General features: G+C 70.0%; 14 protein-coding genes and 2 pseudogenes. 4 read left to right on the plus strand and 12 right to left on the minus strand.

All coding sequences use genetic code 11. The features are described 5' to 3' along the window. Nucleotides 1-22: 22 nt before the first annotated feature. The 8 genes and pseudogenes from CLT74_RS18220 to CLT74_RS18255 form a co-directional block, all read right to left on the minus strand. Nucleotides 23-1302, minus strand: a pseudogene (locus CLT74_RS18220) (thymidine phosphorylase). A gap of 135 nt (nt 1303-1437) precedes the next feature. Next, a complete protein-coding gene (locus tag CLT74_RS18225) occupies nt 1438-2142 on the minus strand; it encodes a cytidine deaminase (RefSeq protein ID WP_099847612.1) in 705 nt (234 codons plus the stop codon). A 16-nt stretch (nt 2143-2158) separates the two neighbouring features. After that, on the minus strand, nt 2159-3439 hold the full coding sequence (locus CLT74_RS18230) for an ABC transporter permease (protein WP_099847613.1): 1281 nt from the start codon (nt 3437-3439) through the stop codon (nt 2159-2161). 3 nt (nt 3440-3442) lie between these two features. Continuing rightward, on the minus strand, nt 3443-4768 hold the full coding sequence (locus CLT74_RS18235; RefSeq protein ID WP_099847614.1) for an ABC transporter permease: 1326 nt from the start codon (nt 4766-4768) through the stop codon (nt 3443-3445). Between the two features lie 61 nt (nt 4769-4829). Next, a complete protein-coding gene (locus CLT74_RS18240) occupies nt 4830-6560 on the minus strand; it encodes an ABC transporter ATP-binding protein (protein WP_486582741.1) in 1731 nt (576 codons plus the stop codon). 160 nt (nt 6561-6720) lie between these two features. After that, on the minus strand, nt 6721-7785 hold the full coding sequence (locus CLT74_RS18245; protein ID WP_099847615.1) for a BMP family ABC transporter substrate-binding protein: 1065 nt from the start codon (nt 7783-7785) through the stop codon (nt 6721-6723). Nucleotides 7786-8061: 276 nt separating this feature from the next. Beyond that, nucleotides 8062-8403: a hypothetical protein gene (locus CLT74_RS18250; RefSeq protein ID WP_099852298.1), complete on the minus strand. Its 342-nt coding sequence runs from the start codon at nt 8401-8403 to the stop codon at nt 8062-8064. An 18-nt stretch (nt 8404-8421) separates the two neighbouring features. Next, complete coding sequence (locus CLT74_RS18255) at nt 8422-9393, minus strand: hypothetical protein (RefSeq protein ID WP_099847616.1); 972 nt, start codon at nt 9391-9393, stop codon at nt 8422-8424. A gap of 101 nt (nt 9394-9494) precedes the next feature. Here CLT74_RS18255 and CLT74_RS18260 point away from each other — a divergent pair, with 101 nt between their 5' ends. Then, nucleotides 9495-10091: a TetR/AcrR family transcriptional regulator gene (locus CLT74_RS18260; protein ID WP_199172211.1), complete on the plus strand. Its 597-nt coding sequence runs from the start codon at nt 9495-9497 to the stop codon at nt 10089-10091. Nucleotides 10092-10151: 60 nt separating this feature from the next. Here the strand turns inward: CLT74_RS18260 and CLT74_RS18265 are convergent, their stop codons facing one another. From CLT74_RS18265 to CLT74_RS18275, 3 genes are all read right to left on the minus strand, one after another. Next, nucleotides 10152-11069: a sugar ABC transporter permease gene (locus CLT74_RS18265; protein WP_486582396.1), complete on the minus strand. Its 918-nt coding sequence runs from the start codon at nt 11067-11069 to the stop codon at nt 10152-10154. 2 nt (nt 11070-11071) lie between these two features. Further along, nucleotides 11072-12088, minus strand: coding sequence for a carbohydrate ABC transporter permease (locus CLT74_RS18270; protein ID WP_099847617.1), 1017 nt, complete (start codon nt 12086-12088; stop codon nt 11072-11074). A gap of 105 nt (nt 12089-12193) precedes the next feature. Then, on the minus strand, nt 12194-13495 hold the full coding sequence (locus tag CLT74_RS18275; protein ID WP_099847618.1) for an extracellular solute-binding protein: 1302 nt from the start codon (nt 13493-13495) through the stop codon (nt 12194-12196). A 328-nt stretch (nt 13496-13823) separates the two neighbouring features. On the opposite strand from CLT74_RS18275, the gene CLT74_RS18280 reads away from it, so the two are divergent. The 3 genes and pseudogenes from CLT74_RS18280 to CLT74_RS18290 all read left to right on the plus strand — a co-directional run bounded on the left by CLT74_RS18280 (nt 13824) and on the right by CLT74_RS18290 (nt 17303). Continuing rightward, a complete protein-coding gene (locus tag CLT74_RS18280) occupies nt 13824-14909 on the plus strand; it encodes a LacI family DNA-binding transcriptional regulator (RefSeq protein ID WP_199172212.1) in 1086 nt (361 codons plus the stop codon). Nucleotides 14910-15096: 187 nt separating this feature from the next. After that, nucleotides 15097-16727, plus strand: a pseudogene (locus tag CLT74_RS18285) (glycoside hydrolase family 13 protein). 174 nt (nt 16728-16901) lie between these two features. Then, nucleotides 16902-17303 (plus strand): VOC family protein, encoded by a 402-nt coding sequence (locus CLT74_RS18290; RefSeq protein ID WP_099847620.1) that lies wholly within the window; start codon nt 16902-16904, stop codon nt 17301-17303. Here the strand turns inward: CLT74_RS18290 and CLT74_RS18295 are convergent. Further along, nucleotides 17290-17727 (minus strand): hypothetical protein, encoded by a 438-nt coding sequence (locus CLT74_RS18295; protein WP_099847621.1) that lies wholly within the window; start codon nt 17725-17727, stop codon nt 17290-17292. The two genes, CLT74_RS18290 and CLT74_RS18295, sit on opposite strands and share 14 nt — an antisense overlap. Nucleotides 17728-17787: the final 60 nt, after the last annotated feature.

A 17787-nucleotide genomic window follows, 5' to 3' on the forward strand; every position in this document is an offset into this window, starting at 1 on the left:
CATGGGCGGGACCAGGGTTTCGTCACTCGACGCGTTCGATCACCAAGGGCGTCGTGGCCGGCGGTCGGGCCGCGACGGTCACCGCCCGAGCCGCCTCCGTCAGCGCCGCCGGGATCAGCTCCGCCCGCTCGGCCCGCAGCTCGTAGAGGGGATCCCCGGCACGCACCGGGTCACCGGGACGCTTGTGCAGCAGCACGCCGGCCGGCACGCTGACCCGGTCCTCCTTGCGCGCCCGACCCGCGCCGAGTCGCCACGCGGCCACCCCCATGGCATACGCGTCGACCGCCGCGACGTGACCGTCCGTGTCGGCCCGGACCACCTCGACCTCGGCTGCCGTCGGCATCGGCGCGTCCGGGTCGCCGCCCTGTGCCCGGATCATCGACCGCCAGGCATCCATCGCGCGCCCGTCGCGCAGCGCGGCGGCGGGGTCGGCGTCCGGCAGCCCGGCCGCGTCGAGCATCTCCCGGGCCAACGCCAGGGTCAGCTCCACCACGTCGGCCGGCCCGCCACCGGCGAGCACCTCCACCGACTCGGTCACCTCGATGCCGTTGCCGATGGCCCGGCCGAGGGGGGTGGACATGTCGGTGAGCAGGGCGACTGTCTTCACGCCGTGTGCGCCGCCCAGCTCGACCATGGTCCGGGCCAGTTCCCGGGCGTCGTCGACCGACTTCATGAACGCGCCGGAGCCCACCTTCACGTCCAGCACCAGCGCGCCGGTTCCCTCGGCGATCTTCTTGCTCATGATCGAGCTGGCGATCAGCGGGATGGCCTCGACGGTGCCGGTGACGTCACGTAGCGCGTACAGCTTGCGGTCGGCCGGGGCGAGCCCCGAGCCGGCAGCGCAGATCACCGCGCCGACGTCACGCAGTTGCGCGGTGAACTCCTCGTTGCTCAGCGCTGCCCGCCAACCCGGTATCGACTCCAGCTTGTCCAGCGTGCCGCCGGTGTGCCCGAGCCCGCGCCCGGACAGCTGCGGGACCGCGGCCCCGCAGGCCGCGACGAGGGGGGTGAGCGGCAGAGTGATCTTGTCACCGACCCCGCCTGTCGAGTGCTTGTCGACCGTCGGCCGGGTCACCGCGGACAGGTCGAGTCGTTCGCCACTGGCGATCATCGCGGCCGTCCAGCGGGCGATCTCGGGGCCGGTCATGCCGTTGAGCAGGATCGCCATGGCCAGCGCCGACATCTGCTCGTCGGCCACCACCCCCGGGTGTACGCGTCCACCACCCAGTCGATCTGCCCGTCCGACAACACCCCCCCGTCCCGCTTGACCCGAATCACATCAACAGCCGCAAAACCACTCATCAGATCGATCTTTTCTCGTCGTTTGGCGATACCGGTTCGCGCACCGTGCCCACCGAGGGGATGGGCCGACCGTGCCCGGCGCAGGGATCAAGCCTGACCGCCCGGAGCCGGGTACGGTCGGCCCATCCCCCAAGCTCAGCCACCCCAGCGAACCGGAATCTCCGACGGCGGCTCACCCTCGCCGGCCCAGAAGATCGTGCCGGACGCGTCGACCACCACCACCCGGGGCGTGCGCGCCAGCCCCCAGCCGATCGCATCCGCCGGATCGTCCCAGCTCGGGCCCTCCTCCAGCACCCCGGTCTGGGCGCCCATGTCGTCACCGGCCGAACGCTCCCAGTAGGCCGTCCAGACCTGCTGGCCGTCGGAAAGGTCCGGGTGCACGAAGACGGTGCCCCGGCCACGCCAGGCGGCCAGCCGGTCGGGCACCACAGGCACCGGCCGCTCCCCGGTGACCGCCTCGATGTCGGCCACGTCGAAAGCGTGCGGGAGCAGTTCGGCCATCCGCAGCGGACCGCCCTTGGCCTCGACGAGGCACTCCGGCCCGCCCTGCTCCCACAGCAACTGCCGGCAGCGTCCGCACGGCATCAACGGCTCGCCGGTGGCGTCGACGCAGGACAGCGCGACGATCCGGCCCCCGCCGGTGGCGTGCAGCGAGGAGACCACCCCGCACTCGGCGCAGAGCACCACCCCGTACGCGGCGTTCTCGACGTTGCAGCCGACCACGACCCGGCCGTCGTCGACGAGCGCCGCGGCTCCGACCGGAAACTTCGAATACGGCACGTACGCGTGCCGCATCACCTCGGTGGCGGCGGTCCGCAGCCGCTCCCAGTCGATCTCCATGGTCCGCTCCCCTGGGTCAGCCCTTGATGTACGGCTTGCCGTCGGCGGCCGGTGCCCGTACCCGGCCGACCAGTCCGGCCACGGCCAGAATCGTCGCCAGGTAGGGCAGCATGGCCAGGAACTGGCCGGGGATCACACTGTTGATCGCCCCCAGGTAGGTGGCCAACTGGTCGGCGAAGCCGAAGAAGAGCGCGGCGAGCAGCGCGCCGGTCGGACTCCACCGGCCGAAGATCAGCGCGGCCAGCGCGATGAAGCCCTTGCCACCGATCATGTTCTTGGTGAACGAGAAGAGGGCGAGCGTGTAGGAGGCACCACCGATGCCGGCGACGGCACCAGCCATGATCACGTTGCGGTAGCGCAGGCCGAGCACCCGCACGCCGAGGGTGTCGGCCGCCGTCGGGTGCTCACCCACCGACCGGGTGCGCAGACCCCACCGGGTACGGAACAGCGCGATGTGGATCACGAGCACCAGCAGCAGCGCCAGGTAGAGGAAGATGTTGCCCCGGAACAGCGCCGGGCCCAGCACCGGGATGTCCGACAGCAGCGGAATCTCCCAGTTGCTGAAGCGTGGCGCGCTGTTGTACCGGGCGGCGTCGGTCTGCATCAGCCGCTCGTACAGGAAGCCGGTGATGCCGACCGCGAGCAGGTTCAGCACGATGCCCATGACCACCTGGTCGACCAGGTAGCGGATGCTGAACACGGCCAGCAGCAGCGAGATGAACGACCCGCCGATGGCGGCGGCCAGCAGGCCCGCCCAGACGCTGCCGGAGATGCTGCCGAAAAGCGCGCCGCTGAAGGCGCCCATCAGCAGTTGCCCCTCGATGGCCACGTTCACCACGCCGGATCGTTCGCAGAGGACGCCGGCCAGCGATCCGAAGATCAGCGGCAGGGCGAGCAGGAAGGTGCCCCGCACGATGTTGACGAGCGGCATGAAGTTCTGCCCGGTCGGCGCGGCGGAGACCTGCCAGCACAGGAAGGAGAGCACGAAGGCGACCAGGCCGACGGCGAGCACCGGGATGAACAGGCGTTTCGGCAGGCCGGCCAGCATTGCCGCACCGGCGGCCAGCGCGATCAGGCCGAAGACGATCGCGCCGACGGTGCCGTTGACCTCCAGCGCGGCACCTGCGGCGTCCTCGCTGAGCGTGAAGCGGGCCTGTTCGCCGGTGGCCAACGCGCCGAACAGCACGGTGGCCACCAGACCGAGGGCCACCAGCACCAGACCGACCTTGCGGGTACGGGTCCAGAAGCCTTCGTCGACCGCCGCGACCGCGACGTCGGGAACAGCCGTGGTGGACATGCCTCACCAGCCCTTCGCGAGGCTCGTCTGCAACCGGGCGGCCCGCGCGGCCCGGAGCTGGAAGATCGCCTTGACCAGTGCCGGCGCGGCGATGAAGATGACGATCAGGGCCTGGAGCACGGTGACCAGCTCCAGCGAGATCCCCGAGTACGACTGCATCCGGTTGCCGCCGGCCTGCAACGCGCCGAACAGCAGCGCGGCCAGCGCCACGCCCCAGGGTTTCACCCGACCGAGCAGGGCGACCAGGATGCCGTCGAAGCCGATCTGGGCGACCACCAGGGGGGTCAGCGCGGCGGCGGTGGTGCCGAGCACCATCTGCGAGCCGCCGAGACCGGCAAGCGCTCCGGCGAAGACCATGATCAACACGTACGTCCGGGTGACGCTCATGCCGGCGGTGCGGGCGGCGTCCGGGTTCGCGCCCACCGCCCGCAGCTCGAAGCCGAGCGTGGAGCGGTTGAGCAGCCAGGCGACCGCCCAGGTGGCCAGCACGGCCAGGATGATGCCGGCGTGGGCGCGCAGCCCGTCACCGAAGAGTCGCGGCAGTTGGGCGGAGGCCTCCACCGGCCGGCTGATCGCGTCGGTGCGGTTCGGGTCCTGCACCCCGTTCTGCACGATCAACCAGGTGAGGAAGTAGACGGCGATGTAGTTGAGCATGATCGTGTTGATCACCTCGTGGGCGCCGGTCCGCGCCTTGAGGATGCCCGGGATGAAACCCCAGATGGCCCCGCCGATCGCGCCGGCCAGGACGGCGACCAGCAGGTGCAGCCCGGGCGGCAGCGGCAGCAGGAAGCCGGCCAACGCGGCCAGGATGACACCCATCGTCGCCTGCCCCTGCGCGCCGATGTTGAACAGGCCACCGCGGAAGGCCAGCGCCACCGACAGGCCGGTGAAGACCAGCGGCGCGGTGTAGGTGAGCGTCTCCGAGATCGGGCTCAGCGCCGAGTTGAAGCTGTTCGCGGCCGGGTCGAAGACCGAGCCCTTGAAGAGGTTCGCGTACGCCTCGCTGACAAGCGTCCAGCTGGCGTTTATCGCGTCCGAGGGGCGGGCGGTGATGTAGCTGTAGGTGGCCAGCACCTCCGGGTCGGAGATGATCATCAGGATGGCGCCGACGATCATCGCCAGCACCAGCGAGAGCAGGGTCACCGTGAAGGTGTTGGCGGCCCACAGGTTCTCCAGGAAGAGCCGCCCCAGCGTGGGGCGCGGTCCCGGCCCACCGGGGGTGGTGTCCGCCTCCGCGCGTTCGGTGTTGCCGAGCGCGGTCCGGGCGGCCTGGTCCTCACTCGCCGGTTCCTTGTCCGGGGAACCCGGCTGGGCGTTGGGGTCACTCATGCCGGCAACTCCGCTCCGCTCCGTGCCGCCGCAGGGCCGCCGTGCCTGATGGTTCGCTCGCTCATCGGTCCTTCTCGTCTTCGCTGCCTGGCCCCTCGGCCGACACCACGCCGTCGGTGGTGGCCGGGACGTCCCGGTCGGTGGTCGCCGGGGTCCCCGTGTCGGACACGACATCCGCGTCGGTGGTGGCCACCATGTCCGGGTCGGTGGTCGCCGTCGGCCCGGTCCCGTCGGCCGGGGAGCCACCCGTCGCGTCCGGGATGATGCCGGCCATCAGCAGGCCGATCTCCTCGCGGGGCGTGTCCGGACCGACCACACCGATGATCCGCCCGCGGTACATCACCGCGATCCGGTCGGCCAGCCCGATCACCTCGTCGAGTTCGCTGGAGACGACAAGCACGGCGGTACCGATGTCGCGCTCGTGGACGACCCGGCTGTGGATGAACTCGATCGAGCCGACGTCCACCCCCCGGGTCGGCTGGGCGGCGATGAACAGCTTCAGCGGCCGGGACAGCTCCCGGGCGACGATCACCTTCTGCTGGTTGCCGCCGGAGAGGGTGCCGACCGGCGCGTCCGCCGACGAGGTACGCACGTCGAACTGCTCGATGCGTTCCCGTGCCGACCTGCCGATCTCGTCCGGCCGCAGCGACAGGCCCCGGCCGAAGGGCGGCCTGTCGTACATGTCCAGCACCAGGTTCTCCGCGACGGTGAACTCCTTGACCAGACCGTCGACGCTGCGGTCCTCCGGCACGTAACCGACGCCCGCCCGGAGCACCTTCTTGGTCGACCAGCCGTCGATCCGTTGCCCGTCGAGCGTGATCGTGCCGGCGAGCAGCGGACGCAGCCCCATGATGGCTTCGATGAGTTCGGTCTGGCCGTTGCCCTGCACGCCCGCGACGCCGAGCACCTCACCCGCGCGTACGGTCAGGTCGACTCCGTCCACCGCGCGGACCTGACGGTCGTCGTCGACGACCAGGCCGGACAGCTCCAGGACGGGCTCGCCGGGGGTGGCCGGGGTCTTGTCCACGGTGAGCCGGACGGTGCGGCCGACCATCAGCGCGGCCAACTCGTCCCGGCTCGCCTCGGGCGACGCCGTACCCACCGTCTTCCCGCGCCGGATCACCGTGATCCGGTCGGCGATCGCCTTGACCTCGCCGAGCTTGTGGGTGATGAAGACGATCGACTTGCCGGCGGCCTTGAGCGACCGCATCACGGTGAGCAGTTCCTCGGTCTCCTGCGGGGTGAGCACGGCAGTGGGTTCGTCGAGGATGAGCAGGTCGACGTCCCGGGTGAGCGCCTTGACGATCTCCACCCGCTGCTGGACGCCGACCGGCAGGTCCTCGATGACCGCGTCCGGGTCGACCCGCAGGTTGTACCGCTGGGAGACCTCGGCGACCTCGCGCCGGGCCCGGCGCCGGTCCAGGAACCCGGCGATGCCGCCGCGCACCTGCTCGGCACCGAGCATGATGTTCTCGGTGACGGTGAAGACGGGCACCAGCATGAAGTGCTGGTGCACCATGCCGATGCCGGCCGCGATCGCGTCGGAGGGGCCGCGCAGCTTCAGCGGCTTCCCGTCGACCAGGATCTCGCCCTCGTCGGGTTGGTAGAGCCCGTACAGCACGTTCATCAGGGTCGACTTGCCCGCGCCGTTCTCGCCGAGCAGGGCGTGGATCTCTCCAGGCTCCACCGTCAGGTCGATGTGGTCGTTGGCGACCAGATCACCGAACCGCTTGGTGATGCCGCGCAGTTCGAGTCTCAGCGCAACCTCCTGGAGTGCGAAGCGATGGTGCAGCGTAGCTGCTGGCGAGCGGGCCCGGCGTCGGCCGGACCGGTGGCGCGGATCGGCCGCTGCGGCACGGCGGGTCTCCCCGCGCCGCAGCGGCCGGATCAGGTGTGGCTCTGCTCGCCGGCCGCCCTCGGTGATCGTCTCACCGGGGACGGCCGGCGACGGGTCACTTCGGCTGGGCTGCCGACTCGACCTTGACGGTGCCGCCGGCGATGTCCGCCTTCAGCTTGTCGACCTCGGCCTTCAGCTCGGCTGGAACCTTGCTGTCGAAGTCGTGGTACGGGGCGATCGAGACACCCTCGTTGGCCAGGGTGCCGATGAAGCCCGGGTCCGCCTGGAGCTGCTCGCCGCCGGCGGCCTTGAGCACTGCCTCCTTGACCGCGCCCGGGATGTTCTTCACCACGGTGGTGATGATCGCCGGGCAGTTCGGGGTGCTCTCGCAGCCGTCGACGTCCACCCAGATGGTGTTGTACTTGCCACCCGAGGCCTGGGCCGCGCCCGTGGTGCCGAGGCCGGCGCCGCCGGCCACCGGCATGATGATGTCCGCACCCTGGGCGACGAGCGCGTCGCTCACCTTCTTGCCCTCGTCCTGCTTGACGAAGTCGTTGGTGAAGGAGCCGTTCTGGGTCTCCTTGTTCCACCCGAGAACCTGGACGTCCTTGCTCTTGGCCTCGTTGTAGTAGGCGACGCCGTCGGCGTAACCGTCCATGAAGATGGTCACCGGCGGGATCTTCAGCCCGCCGTAGGTGCCCACCTTGCCGCTCTCGGTCATGCCGGCGGCGACGTAGCCGGCGAGGAAGCCGGCCTGGGCGGTGTCGAACTGCATCGGGTAGACGTTGGACACGCCCGGGTCGGCGTCGACGATGCCGAACTGCTGGTCCGGGTTCGCCTCGGCGATCTTCTTGGTCGCGTCACCCATCAGGCCACCGACCGCCAGGATGAAGTCGCAGTCCTGGTTCACGTACTGGGTGAGGTTCGGCTCGTAGTCCGCCTCGGCCTTGGACGCGACGTACTTGATGTCGATGTTGCTGTTCTCCGCCTTGGCGTCTTCCAGGCCCTTCCAGGCGGAGGCGTTGAACGACTTGTCGTCGATGCCGCCGACATCGGTGACCATGCAGGCGGTGTACTTCTCGCCGCCGGAGCCGGCGTTGTTCTCCTCATCCGGGGCCTCGCCACAGGCGGCGGCGCTCAGTACGAGCCCACCCGCCGCGATCATCGAGGCGATCCGCATCCCACGCACCGAGCGCAAGACGTCTCCTTCCCATTGCACACCGCGGGGTACGCGGTGGCAGCCCTTGAGCCGGCCTGCGCCTTGCCGCCGGCGTCCCACGTTACGGGAGCAGAGCGTACGCCCGCGCCCACCTGCCGACCGACAATCGTGCAGGACTGTTGGAGGCCTGTTACCCCTACGTAATGCTTGGGTGGGCCACATCACTCAGGGTGCCGGCAGGCGGGCGTACGCGTGCCGGAAAGGCCCTTTTTCTCCGTCGACCGCGCTGGCCACCGGCTACCGCCAGAAGACCGCCACTGCCGCGTTGACCAGGGTCAATCCCACGATGGCCAGGAAGTGCCCCCGGTTGACCTCGGCACGCTTGCGGGAGAAGAAAACCATGACGAAGATCAGCAGCGCGAGCACCAGCTTCGTCACAAGCTTCGCGGGGGCCGGCTCGTCACCGTCGCGCAGCGGCGCGCTCAGGCCGATGCCGCTCAGCAGACCGATCACCGAACCCCACAGCATGGCAGCGTTGATCCGGATCTTGCCGCTGAGGTACTGGGTCAGCGCGCCACCCAACAGCAGCGCGAACCCGATCAGATGGACGTAGAGGAGGATGAGTCGAAGTGCTTCCACCCGACCCATCCTGCCCTATCAACGACGGTTCGTAGTAGAGGCACCCGGGTGAATCCGGGATGCCACCAGCACCAGCGCCAGCCCGACCACCGCGTAGCCGGCGAGCACCGCGAGCGGGCGACCGGCACCGGCACCGTCGAAGAACGCCACCGAGCGCAGTAGCGTGCCACCGGCACCCACCGGCAGCCACTGCCCGAGCGCGCCCCACGGCTGCGGTAGCAGCTCCGGCGCGGCACCGACCCCGGAGAGCGGGTTGCCGACCAGGAAGACCAGCAGCGCGCCCAGTCCGATGCCGGGCCGCCCGAGGAGTGCACCGAGACCGGCCACGACGGCCGACGCGGCCATGGCGAAGAGCCCGATGGCGGCACCCTCGGTGCGCCAGTCGCCGTCGATGACGCCCAGCCAGCCGTGCAGGACCACCACGCCGACCAGACCCGCCAGTACACCGGTCGCCGCCAGCCCGACCAGGCGTGCCAGGCTGCCGGCGACCAGCAGGACGAGCAATGCGCCGGCGAGCAGGCTCGTCATCGCCAGAGGGAGGAATCCGGCGGCGAACCCGGCGCCCCGGGGATCGTCGGCGGCGGTCGGCACCACCTCGACCACGGTGACCGGGTGCCCCGCGCTCACCTGACCGGCCGCCTCGGTGAGCAGCGCGGCAACCGTGGGACTGGCCGCCGGCGCGGTGTGCAGGGCGACACCGTCGGGCCCGACCACGAACGCGGCGTACACCGTCCGGTCGCGCAGCGCCTGGTCAGCCGCGACCGCGTCGGGCAGCCTGGCCACCGCGAAGGCGCCGGGACGCGCGGCGGTGAGCCGCCCGGCCAGCTCGGCCACGGCGGGCGCGGGACCCGCGACGGCGACCGGCAGATCGCGCGGGGCCAGGTTCGCCGCCGGAGCCGCGAACAGGGGTACGAGCAGCGCCTGCCCGACGACCGCGAGGGCGGCGACGAGGACGGCTAGCAGTAGGGGTGACGGCTTCCTGGACGACATCGCTCCACTCTCCAAAACGAATGCTCGTTCTTTTATATCCTCAGGGTCCTCTCGCTCGTCGATTCCTGTCAAGAACGAACGCTCGTTCTAGGATGTAAGCCGTGCCACGTGTCTCGGAGGAACATCTCGCCGCCCGCCGCCGCCAGATCGTCGAGGCGGCACGCCGTTGCTTCCTGCGTGAGGGGTTCCACCGCACGACGATGCAGGACGTGATCGCCGAGGCAGGGCTCTCGGTCGGCGCGGTCTACCGCTACTTCCCGAGCAAGGCGTCCCTGATCAGCGCCATCGCCGAGGAGACGATCGGCGGCGCCGAACAGGTCCTCGACGAGATGGCCCGGCAGGATCCGCCGCTACCGCTGGACAAGGCGCTGGAGTACGCGCTGGCGTACATGGAGAGCCAGGCCGGCGACGACGGAATGCTGCGGATCGCGATCCAGGTGTGGGGCGAGGCTCAACGGGACCCGGCGCTTGGCGAATTCGCGGCGAGCAGGTACACCAAGCTTCGCGGTCACTTCGAGGTGCTGGTCAGACGGGCCCAGGAAGCCGGCGAGCTGCCCGCCGACGCCGACCCGGCGGCCGTGGCGGCAGCACTGTTCGGCCTCTTGCCGGGCTGGTTCCTGCAACGCATCATCACCGGCGGCCCGGACGTGGCGACCTACCTCTCCGGTGTCCGCGTCCTTTTCGGTCGACAGCGCTGACCACCACCGTCGGCGCGGGCGGGCGCCGCCGTCACCCGCGCCCGCCCGCGGCTGCGCCGGTCAGCCCTTCGTGCCGCCGGCGGTCAGGCCGGAGACCAGGTGCTTCTGGGCGAAGAAGAAGACCAGGCCGGCCGGCAGGGTGACAAGCACGGCCGCGGCGGTCAGGTACTCCCACTGCGGGTTGAACTGCGGCACGAACTGCTGAAGCCCGTACGCGAGGGTGAACTTGTTGTCGGTCTGGATGAAGGCCGACGCGTACGCCACCTCACCCCACGCGGTGAGGAAGGTGTAGAAGGCGGTGACCGCCACGGCCGGGCGGGCCAGCGGCAGCACCACCCGCCAGAACGTGGCGAACGGGCCGCAGCCGTCCAGCGCCGCCGCCTCGTCCAGTGAGGTCGGGATGGAGTCGAAGTAGCCCTTCAACATCCAGGCACAGAACGGCACCGCGATGGTCAGGTACGCGATGACGAGCGCGGGCATCGTGTTGATCAACCCGAGCCGGGCCATGATCGTGTAGATCGGCACGATCAGGATGGCCACCGGGAACATCTGAGTGACCAGGAAGACCATCATCAGCGGCCGGCGGCCCGGGAAGTTGAACCGGGACACCGCGTACCCGGTGGTGGCCGACAGGAAGATGCCGATGCTCATGGTGAAGGCCGCCACGACCACCGAGTTCAGGAACCACCTGGGGAAGTTCGTCTCGGTCAGCACGTAGCTGTAGTTGGCGAGCGTGGTGTCCCGGAACAGGGTCAGCTCGCTGCTCTGGATCGCGTACCCGGGCTTCAGTGAGGAGAGCAGCACCCAGACGATCGGACCGATCGCGATCAACGAGGCCACGATCAGCGTGCCGTGCAGCAGCAGGGACCGCGCCGGGCTGCGCCCACTGCGCCCGGGCCGTTTCGCCGGGCGGGTGCTGACCGGCGCCGGGCCGGCGACCGCCGGGACCGCCGGGGGTGGCGATGTCACCTGGCTCATGCTCACCACACCTCGCCTTGCTTGCGTAGCGCTCGGCGGTAGAACACCGAGAACACCAGCAGGATGGACAGGATCAGTACGCCGTAGGTCGAGGCCAGCGAGTAGTTACGGATGCCCTCGAAGGCCGCCCGGAAGGCGCCGGTCACCAGGATCTCGCTCTGCCCGGCCGGCTGACCTTCGGTCACCAGGAAGATGATCGGGAACATGTTGAACGTCCAGATGGTGCCGAGCAGGATCACCGTCATGCTTACCGGCCGCAGGCCGGGCAGGGTGATGTTCCGGAACCGCTGCCAGGCGGAGGCACCGTCGATCTCGGCTGCCTCGTACAGCTCCGACGGGATGGTCTGCATGCCACCGAGCAGCGCCACCATCATGAACGGCACGCCGAGCCAGATGTTCGTGACGATTGCGGTGAGCAGCGCGGTCCACCGGTCGGCGAACCAGGACACCGGGTCGATGCCGACCGCGGTGAGCAGCGCGTTGGCCAGGCCGAAGCGCTCGTTGAAGATGAACTTCCAGGCGAAGGCGCTGACGAAGGCCGGCACCGCCCAGGGCAGCACGAGCAGTACCCGGTACAGGCTCCGGAACCGCATCGGGCGGTTGAGCATGGTGGCCAGGCCGAGGCCGAGGCCGAAGTGGAAGGCCACGCAGACGAAGGTCCAGATCAGCGTGGTGCCGGTCCACTGCCAGAAGTCGCCTACCTCACCTGTCAGTACCCGGACGTAGTTGTCGAGGCCGACGAACTCCCACTTGTTGGGGTTCTCGGCACAGACCTCACCACCGGTGATCGACCGGGTGCAGATCTCGGCGACCTGGTTGGCCTCGGTGAGGTTGGTGAAGGAGAGCCAGATCCCGCGGAACAGCGGGTAGAAGATCAGAACTGCCAGGACGATGACGACGGGCAGCACCATCGCCCAGGCGTACCAGTGCTTCTCCCAGCTGCGACGCAGCCGGGAGGGACGAGCGGATCGGCCGGACGGCGGCGAGGGCGGCGCCGGATCGGCTGTCACGGTGGTCATCAGCTGCGCTCCATGCGGGGAGGTCCGGCAGGGCCGCGCGACCGGAGACGGTCACGCGACCCTGCCGGGTGCCGAGAGGTCACCGGCGGAGAGCCGGCGGTGAGATCAGTTCTCGTAGGAGGGGACGACCTCGGCCTTGTACTTCTTGGCCACGGTGTCCAGCGCGGCCTTAGGGTCCTTGTTCTGGATCAGGACCTCGGTGGCCATCTGGTCGAGCGGGCCGAAGAACTGACCGGCCTCGGGGATCCAGGGACGGCCCACACCGGCCTCCACGACCGGCTGGAACGCGGCGACCGTGGCGTTGTTCTTGACCGCGTCGAGGTCGTACGCCGAGGTACGGGTCGGCAGCAGACCGAGCTTCTCCGACAGGAAGGCCTGCGACTCGGCGGAGCTCATGAACTTGACGAACGCGACGGCGGCGTCGACCTTCTCCTGCGGCATGCCGGACCAGATCACGTAGTTGTGGCCGCCGACCGGGCCACCGGCCTTCGCCGAGCCACCCGGCACCGGGGCGATGCCCAGGTTCTCCAGGCCACCGAAGCCCGGCGCCTGCTTGACGTTGTTGACCTCCCACGGACCGTTGATGATCATAGCGACCTTCTTCTCCTTGAAGAGGGTCATCATGGTGCCGTAGGCGTCGTTGGCGGACGGCTTGGCGGCCGCACCGCTGTCGATCAGATCCTTGGCGATCGCCAGCCCGGCCGCGTTCTGCTCCGAGTTGATGACGATCTTCTTGCTGGCGGTGTCGACCAGATCGCCGCCCTCGCCGTACATGAACGGCAGCAGGAAGTAGCCGGCCGGGTTGATGTAGACACCCTCGGCGTCGGTCTTCTCCTTGATGGTCTGCGCCGCGGTCTTCAGCTCGGCCCAGGTGGTCGGGGGGGCACTGATCCCGGCCTCGCTCAGCAGCTCCTTGTTGTACATCAAGGCGAGGCTGTCGGTGACCTGCGGAACGCCGTAGGTCTTGCCGTCGAACTTGTTCGAGGCGAGCGGGGTCTCCAGGAAGTCGGACTCGTCGGCGAGCAGCTCGGAGCCGTCAAGCGCGTACAGGTAGCCCAGCGAGGCGAACTCGGGCACCCAGGCGACCTCGGCCCGCAGGATGTCCGGGGCGCCGGTCTTGGCCTGCGCGGCGGTCTTGAACTTGTTCTGCGCCTCACCGAACGGGACCGACTGGTAGTTGATCTTCACGTTCGGGTAGGTCTGGTTGAACTTGGCGATCAGCTCCTGGAACGCCGGACCCTCGTTCTTCGGATCCGAGGTGTCCCACCAGGTCAGTTCTGCGGTGAGGGAAGCGGGGTCGACCGCCGGCTGCTCCTCGGCCGCCTTGTCCTCCCCGCCGCACGCGGCGACGGAAAGGGCGAGGGTGGCAGAGGCGAGTACGGCGATACCCCTGGCTGTGCGGCGCATGTTCGCTCCTAAGTTGCCTGCCGGGTAACGGCGGGACAGTAGCAAGAAGTTTCGTAACTAGAAACCCCTTGCGAACACCCCTGCAACAACCGTGCCCCATCCGCAACTTCGATGGCCGACAAGTGTCGCTGTCTGGGCATTTCATCCCCGGCTGGGGTGACCGAACTCCCAAACACGGTCACTCTTCGCACACCTGCCGCGCACTCATCGTCCCCGGATGAGGCACCTCCGGCAAGCCCCGTGGGCACGCTCCCGACGCCCGCTGCTCGATCCTGCAAGTTCTTGCTGGCCACTGCGCAAGAACTTGGCGGTGAGCTACAGTGCCGCCATGCGCGCTCGTCTGTCCGACATCGCCCAGCAGGCCGATGTCAGTGAGGCCACGGTGTCGCGGGTGCTCAACGACCGCCCCGGCGTGGCACCCGAGACTCGGCAGGCCGTCCTGACCGCCCTCGACGTGCTCGGTTACGAGCGCCCCGCCCGACTGCGCAAGCGCAGCGCCGGACTGGTCGGGCTGGTAGTTCCGGAGCTGGACAACCCGATCTTCCCGGCGTTCGCCCAGATCATCGAGTCGGCGCTGGCCCCCACCGGCTACACCCCGGTGCTCTGCACCCAGACCCCCGGCGGAGTCCGCGAGGACGAGTACGTCGAGATGCTCCTGGACCGGCAGGTCTCCGGGATCGTCTTCGTCTCCGGCCTGCACGCCGACACCGCCGCCGACCACGACCGGTACCGGACCCTGCTCGCCCGCCCGCTGCCCATCGTGATGATCAACGGGTACGCGCCCGGCATCCCCGCGCCCTTCGTCTCCTGTGACGACCGGGAGGCCGCCGAGCTGGCCGTGGCCCACCTGGTGGCCCTGGGCCACCGGCGGATCGGTCTGATCACCGGTCCCGACCGCTTCGTGCCGGTGCAGCGCAAGGTCAGCGGCTACAAGGCGGCGATGGAACGGCTCGCCGGTGTCGGCGAGAGCGAGTTGGCCGAGCTGACCGAGCTGTCGCTGTTCGGTGTCGAGGGCGGCGAGGCGGCGGCCGGTCGGCTGATCGAGCGCGGCGCCACCGGCATCGTCTGCGGCTCCGACCTGATGGCACTCGGCGCGATCCGGGCCGCCCGACAGCGGGGCATGTCGGTACCGGAGGACCTCTCGGTGGTCGGCTACGACGACTCGCCGCTGATGGCCTTCACCGACCCACCGCTGACCACCATGCGTCAACCGGTGGCCGCCATGGCTGTCGCCGCGGTGCGGTCGCTCGTCGACGAGATCAACGGCCACGGCGCCCCGCGCTCGGAGTACCTGTTCCGGCCGGAGCTCGTGGTGCGGGGGTCCACCGCCGTGGCACGGCAGGACAGTGCGTCCGCGCCGAGTGGCCCGGGCCGGCAACGGCCGGCACCGCCCGCACTCGCGGTCCCGGCATGACGTCGCCCCACCGCACCGACGGTCCCGACGTGACGTAACCCGCACCAGGGGTATCGCCGCCCCTCTTGCGCAAGAAATGCTTGACTCTTGCAAGGCTGGCCCGGCATTCTTCTCAGACACCCGTGCGTCCCCACCTCGCCCACGCGCCGGGTACCGCCGTCCCGCGCCACAGAACGGGGAACACCCGATGACCGTCAGCACCCCCTCGCCGCTGACCTCCGACGCCGACTGGTGGCGCTCCGCCGTCGTCTACCAGGTCTACGTCCGCAGCTTCGCCGACTCCGACGGCGACGGCATCGGTGACCTCCGGGGCATCCGGGAGCGCCTGCCCTACCTGCGCGAACTGGGTGTCGACGCGCTCTGGCTGACCCCCTTCTACACCTCGCCCATGGTCGACGGCGGCTACGACGTCGCCGACTACCGCGACGTGGACCCGATGTTCGGCAACCTCGCCGACTTCGAGGCGATGATCGGCGACGCCCACACGCTCGGCCTGCGGATCATCGTCGACATCGTGCCGAACCACACCTCCGACAAGCACCCCTGGTTCGCCGCGGCGCTGGCCGCCGCCCCCGGCTCACCCGAACGGGCGCGCTACCTCTTCGCCGACGGCAAGGGCGACCACGGCGAGCAGCCCCCAACGACTGGGAGAGCATCTTCGGCGGCCCGGCCTGGACCCGGGTCCCCGACGGCCAGTGGTACCTGCACCTGTTCGACCCCGCGCAACCCGACCTGAACTGGCGGCACCCCGAGGTACGCGCCGAGTTCGAGGACATCCTCCGCTTCTGGCTGGACCGGGGCGTCGACGGATTCCGGATCGACGTGGCCCACGGCATGATCAAGGCCGAAGGGCTGCCGGACGTCGGTTTCAACTCGATGACCACCGGCCAGCGCCAGTCCGAACTGCTCGGCAAGGGTCGGCTGCCCTACTTCGACCAGGACGAGGTGCACGACATCTACCGCGCCTGGCGGCCCATCCTGGACAGCTACCCGGGCGGTCGGATGGCCGTCGCCGAGGCCTGGGCCGAGACCCCGCAGCGGCTGGCCCGCTACATCGGCCCGGACGAGCTGCACCAGGCTTTCAGCTTCGACTTCCTCGACGCCACCTGGTCGGCCGACTCGTTCCGGAAGGTGATCGACACGGCACTCGCCGAGTCGACGATCGTCGGCGCCCCGACCACCTGGGTGCTGTCCAACCACGACCGGCAACGGCACGTCACCCGCTACGGCGACGGTGAGGTCGGCCTGCGCCGGGCCCGGGCCGCCGCGCTGCTGATGCTCGCCCTGCCCGGCTGCGCCTACCTCTACCAGGGTGAGGAGCTGGGCCTGCCCGAGGTGCTCGACCTGCCCGACGAGCTACGTCAGGATCCGGCCTTCCTGCGCACCGGCGAGAGCCGGGACGGCTGCCGGGTACCGATCCCGTGGAGCGGAGAACTCGCGCCGTACGGCTTCGGGCCCGCCGGCAGCGAGCTGAGCTGGCTGCCGGCCCCGACGACCTGGCAGGCCCTCTCGGTGGCCGCACAGACCGGCACGCCCGGTTCCACGCTGGAGCTGTACCGCGCGGCGCTGCGGATCCGCCACACCCACCCGGCGCTGGCCGGCGTCGGCGGCATCACCTGGCTGGAGACCGGCCCCGGGGTGCTCGCCTTCCAGCGCGAGGCCGACGGCACCGTGCTGACCTGCGCGGTGAACATCAGCGACGCACCTGTCGTGATCGACGGCTACGGCACACCGCTCGTCGCCAGCGCGCCGCTCACCGAACGCGACGGCGGGCACCTGCTGCCGGTCGACGCGGCTGTGTGGTTCGAGCGGTACTGAACGGGTACGCCCGTCATCGACTCGGCCGTCCGGCGTGCTGCGCGCCGCCGGGCGGCTGGGCACGACCCCTTGTGGTGGGGGGTGCGACGGTGCCGGTGTCCAGGGCGATCCCCCGGGCACCGGCACCGGGCGGTCGTCGGTGTCGACGATCACCCCGCTGGGTACCGGCAGGCCATGGGCCTTCATGTCGCGCAGTACACCCTGGACGTCACCGATCTTGAGCTGATGGCCGGTTTCTGGTCGGCGGCGCTCGGCTACCGGGTCGACAGCGGCGACGACGGCAGCGCCAAGCTCTACCCGCCGCCGGACAGCCCGCCGGAGTCCCCGACCGTCTGGTTGCAGGGCTCGGGCACCCCCAAGCACGGAAAGAACCGGCTACACCTGGACCTGGTCGCCGACGGTGACCCGGCAGCGGAGATCCGCCGACTCATCGGACTCGGTGCCCGACACGCCGACGTGGGGCAGCGGGGCGACGAGGGCTTCGTGGTGCTTGTCGACCCGGAGGACAACGAGTTCTGCGTGCTGGACCGTCCGCCCCACCGCCGACCGCCGGCGGACCGGGTCAGCCGCGGGTGAGCTGGGCCGCGATCCGGGCGAACCCGGCACGCAGCTCCGCCACGTCCGGTGCCGGCAGCGGGCCGGTCGCCCGGTCGTGCTCGGCCGCCTCCAGCTCCTCCTCGTCGATGGTGTCCTCGTAGTCGCCGTACAGGTCGGCCTGGTCCACCCGCGCCACCTCGTCCTGGGCGGCGAGTTGCGCCGCGGCGATCTCACCACGGATCTGCTCCACCGACACCGCCGGCACCAGCGGCTCCACCACCGCCATCAGCTGCTCGTCAGCGACAAGCGCCTCGGCCAAGGCCAACGCGTGCGCTCGCTCGTACGGGCCGCACACCACCGGCTCCCACTCGTCGGCGTCGCTGAGCGGACCGAACGTGATGATCCACGGCAGCTCCAGCATCGGCGAGTCGGCCGGCAGGTCCAACGTCACGAGTGCCCCCACGGGCCCATCATCGTCGCTGTTCGGCCAGGTCGGGGTGGGTTCGGCCCAACGGGTGCCCGG

Source organism: Verrucosispora sp. CNZ293 (assembly GCF_002754655.1).

Bases quoted from the DNA above. Each gene is read 5' to 3' on its own strand.
- CLT74_RS18225 (WP_099847612.1), bottom strand. From the start codon at position 2,142: ATGGAGATCGACTGGGAGCGGCTGCGGACCGCCGCCACCGAGGTGATG.
- CLT74_RS18230 (WP_099847613.1), bottom strand. From the start codon at position 3,439: ATGTCCACCACGGCTGTTCCCGACGTCGCGGTCGCGGCGGTCGACGAA.
- CLT74_RS18235 (WP_099847614.1), bottom strand. From the start codon at position 4,768: ATGAGTGACCCCAACGCCCAGCCGGGTTCCCCGGACAAGGAACCGGCG.
- CLT74_RS18245 (WP_099847615.1), bottom strand. From the start codon at position 7,785: ATGCGGATCGCCTCGATGATCGCGGCGGGTGGGCTCGTACTGAGCGCC.
- CLT74_RS18255 (WP_099847616.1), bottom strand. From the start codon at position 9,393: ATGTCGTCCAGGAAGCCGTCACCCCTACTGCTAGCCGTCCTCGTCGCC.
- CLT74_RS18265 (WP_486582396.1), bottom strand. From the start codon at position 11,069: ATGAGCCAGGTGACATCGCCACCCCCGGCGGTCCCGGCGGTCGCCGGC.
- CLT74_RS18270 (WP_099847617.1), bottom strand. From the start codon at position 12,088: ATGACCACCGTGACAGCCGATCCGGCGCCGCCCTCGCCGCCGTCCGGC.
- CLT74_RS18275 (WP_099847618.1), bottom strand. From the start codon at position 13,495: ATGCGCCGCACAGCCAGGGGTATCGCCGTACTCGCCTCTGCCACCCTC.
- CLT74_RS18280 (WP_199172212.1), top strand. From the start codon at position 13,824: ATGCGCGCTCGTCTGTCCGACATCGCCCAGCAGGCCGATGTCAGTGAG.
- CLT74_RS18290 (WP_099847620.1), top strand. From the start codon at position 16,902: ATGGGCCTTCATGTCGCGCAGTACACCCTGGACGTCACCGATCTTGAG.